The organism is Asticcacaulis sp. (assembly GCF_027484505.1).
Taxonomy (GTDB): domain Bacteria; phylum Pseudomonadota; class Alphaproteobacteria; order Caulobacterales; family Caulobacteraceae; genus Asticcacaulis.
Map to the genome: position 1 here is coordinate 1 of NZ_JAIXSV010000039.1, position 3,148 is coordinate 3,148.

Below are 3,148 nucleotides of genomic sequence, written 5' to 3' on the forward strand. Positions count from 1 at the left end.
AACCGTCCGTAAGATACCCCTCCGCCTCGTAAACTCGGCACCTCCCCATAAAATGGGGAGGAGGAAGATCGCAAACGTTAATTCGTCACCACAGCCTAGATCATTATGATTTCTGGTAGAAACATAATGATCTAGATTTTGTTTCGCCCCTCGCCGGGCGGTGGCTTGCGCCACCTTGGCCGCCGCCTCAATGGCGGCTTGAGCGGAATGATTCCAGTAGAAATCATTCCGCTCTAAACCTCAGTCGATTTTACAGCTTATACTGGAACGACAGGTAATAGCTGGGGCCGGTAACGGCGGTCATTTGCCAGATATTGTCCTTCAGATAATAGGCTTCCTCCGTCTCGCCCGTGATGTTCTGAGCCCCGAATGACAGGCTCAGTTGGGGGTTGATCGTATAGCCCAGCACCACATCAATCTGCGTGCGATCCTTCACAATGTGAGTTTCACGCGCAAAGAAGCTGTCCGCAGAGTTCTGGAGATATTCTGAACGGTAGTTGGCCGACACCCGCGCGCTGAAGACCGAGTTTTCCCAGTACCCCGTGAGGTTGGCTGTGTTTTCGGAGAGGTTACGCAGCTGGAACTTGGCGCTCTTGTCCTGTGTCACGTGCGTGTAGTTGGCAATCACACCGAACCCGTTGACAGGCAGAAGGGCATCAAGCGACTGCTGCCAGTTCAGTTCATACCCCTTGATCATGTTCTTGGAGGGGTCATTGGCCTTGACGGTGATGTCATAGATGGCCTTGTTGGTGCCGACACAGTCCGTGCCGTTGTCGCTAAGGGTGACCCCTTCAAAGCTGGCCGGGCAGACGAAGGTGTCGTAGGTGCCGTTTTTAACCTCTTTGCTGAAAGCGGCGAAGCTCAGGGCATTGCCCTTGCCGTAATACCATTCCACACCGAGGTCGAGCTGATTGGCCGTGAGGGGCTTCAGTTTGGATTCCCCAAGGGCGATGGTGTAGGTCGTGATGCCGCCCGACACGGACGAATTGATGGTCGTGGCCAGGCTGGTGTTCGAGTCGAGGATCGGGCGCACCAGCACCTTGGCGGCTGAAGCACGGACCAGAAGGTTCGGGCTCAGGTCGAAGACGAAGTTGGCCGACGGCAGAACGTTATTATAGTCGTTGCTGGACGAATAGGTGCCCGCGGCGATGCGCACGTCGGCACTGGAATTGGGGTTTGGTGTCGTCAGATAGCCGTCAACGGTCTGTTTCGTCGCCTCAGAGCGGACGCCGACATTTCCACGGAACGGAACGCTGAAAATTTCGCCCTTCAGATCAGCCAGAAAATAGACCGACTTGATTTCACGACCGAGGCCGTAGGTGGCTTCAGGGGCGAATTGCAGCGGTATGGTCACGCCTTCCTTCGCCAGCATCTGGTGATATCCGTCGATATCAGGCACCACCCAGCCGCTCTGGAAGCTGCCTTCGCCATCGAGGAAGTCGGTCACAGCGCTCGCCGTGGTCATGGCGGGGGTGAACGCCGCCGTGGGGTAATAGCCCAGCACCAGCCGGTCACGACGGTGACGCAGACGGTTGAAGTTCTCTTTCTTGTACTTCAGACCGAAGCTCACCGATTGCAGCGCGCCCTGATCAACCCAGTATTTGGCATCAAGCTGGCCGGAGGTTTCGTCGGTGTCGTTGTGCGTCAGGCCGCCGTTGGGGTATTCGTTGCGGGTCAGCTTGGAATAGGCATAGGCCGACGGATCGGACAGGTTCACCGAAGGCGTGAACGTGACGTTCGACGGGTCCGACATATCAAGCGTTGCCGAAGGGATGGTAATGGCCAGAATGGCCGCTTCTTCGGTCAGGTAGGACTTGCCTTCGGTGTAGTTCAGCACCCCTTTGATGGTCAGCTTTTCGATACCGGTATATTTGAAATCGGCGGTGTAGGCGGAAGACGTCAGATCGCGCGTTTCAAGCTGCCGGTTGTTCTCCATAGAGAAGTTGTTGGCCACAATCTTCGTCGCTAGACCGTCTTTTACCTCGTTGATCTTGATGGTGCCGAGGCCGCCAAACAGGAAGACCTGCTGATTGACGTCATAGGTGGTGTAGTCGTGCGAATAGACGGCGGTGAAACCGATGTCGGTGTTGGCGTTCGGCTTGTACTGAACGGCGGCATTGATCTGAGCGCGTTCGGTTTCGCGATCAATCCGACGATAGCGGGGGCGGCGTGGCACCGTGGTGCCCGCAGGCACGGCCACGGACCCGGCAGCGAAGGTGTTGCTGGCGGTTGTGGTGTACCAGCGATCCATGAAGCTGTAGTCGGCGCGGTCGGTCAGCTTCTGATAGCCCCCGCCGACAAAGACGCCCAGCTTGCCGTCCATAAACTGATCGGCGTAGGTGAAGCTGAGTTTCGGCGTCATGTCACCATCGGCCAGCGTCGCTTTCTGGGCCTTGGCGGCAAAGACGAGCTTACGGCCTTTCAAGTTCAGCGGGCGGACGGTGTCGATATTCACCGTACCGGCAAGGCCCCCGGCATCCATGTCAGCGGTCGGCGATTTAATGACCTGAATCCCGGAAGCGAGTTCCGTCTGGATGACGTCATAGCGAAAGCCGTCGGTGAAATTGGCGGTCTTGAAGGTCTGACCATTGACGGTCGTGTAGGCATATTGCGGCCCAAGACCGCGCACGCTAATCGTCGCGCCGCGTCCGTTCACATTGCCAATCTGCACGCCCGGAATGCGCTGGATGGCTTCGGCGATGTTTTCGGAGGGAAACTTGCCGATGTCTTCGGCCGAAATACCATCCGACACGCGGATGTCGTTTTTCTTTGTCTTTAGGGCGTCAGCCAGGCTCTTTTTGAACCCCACGACGACCACTTCCTCAACCTTGTTGGCTGGCGCCGGCTCAGCCGTCTGCGCAAAGACCGATGAAGCCAGTAGGCCACCCGCCAATGCGGTGCTCACCAGAGCAAAATGTTTGAATGCCATATTCAATCCCCTGAATTCGGACACAGTGGTGCATTGAGTGACGGGAGGTCACATCCAATACGGAAATTTGTGTGGGTGCCCGGACGCTCTGACGTAGTGGCGACTGCCGGATCTGCCTGGGCCGATAACGACTATGCGCTCAAAAATTGGGCTGTCAATTTAAAGTTCATAAAGCTGTCATTTTTTGTAAGCCAATATTTAACAAGCCTGACATACGGA

At 56.4% G+C, this 3,148-nt stretch carries 1 protein-coding gene; it reads right to left on the minus strand.

The window, feature by feature from the left end; all coding sequences use genetic code 11:
• Positions 1-250: 250 nt before the first annotated feature.
• Entirely contained in the window at positions 251-2,929 is a 2,679-nt protein-coding gene (locus Q0072_RS01990; RefSeq protein WP_298324960.1) for a TonB-dependent receptor, read from the minus strand.
• Positions 2,930-3,148: the final 219 nt, after the last annotated feature.

Bases quoted from the DNA above. Each gene is read 5' to 3' on its own strand.
- Q0072_RS01990 (WP_298324960.1), bottom strand. From the start codon at position 2,929: ATGGCATTCAAACATTTTGCTCTGGTGAGCACCGCATTGGCGGGTGGC.